This window comes from Enterobacter sp. UNJFSC 003 (assembly GCF_036903355.1).
GTDB lineage: Bacteria > Pseudomonadota > Gammaproteobacteria > Enterobacterales > Enterobacteriaceae > Enterobacter.
The window spans coordinates 1-347 of the sequence record NZ_JBAKHK010000073.1 but is presented as its reverse complement, the minus strand read 5'-3'; the positions used below and the strand labels follow the sequence as shown (position 1 = coordinate 347).

The following is a 347-nucleotide window of genomic DNA, read 5'->3' as shown; positions in this document are numbered from 1 at the left end:
AACCTGCGGTTGGATCACCTCCTTACCTTAAAGAACCTGCCTTTGTAGTGCTCACACAGATTGTCTGATGAAAAGTAAATAGCAAGGCGTCTTGCGATTGAGACTTCAGTGTCCCCTTCGTCTAGAGGCCCAGGACACCGCCCTTTCACGGCGGTAACAGGGGTTCGAATCCCCTAGGGGACGCCACTTGCTGGTTCGTGAGTGAAAGTCGCCGACCCCCGTATCTCAAAACTGATTCCGTTGTGTGAGCAGCGAGTCATGTTTGAGATATTTGCTCTTTAAAAATCTGGATCAAGCTGAAAATTGAAACGACACACAGTAATGTGTGTTCGAGTCTCTCAAATTTT

1 tRNA gene is annotated in these 347 nt (G+C 47.8%); it reads left to right on the top strand.

The features are described 5' to 3' along the window. Positions 1 to 110 precede the first annotated feature (110 nt). Positions 111 to 186: transfer RNA gene (locus V5P19_RS23150), tRNA-Glu, on the top strand. The last annotated feature ends 161 nt before the right edge of the window (positions 187 to 347 follow it).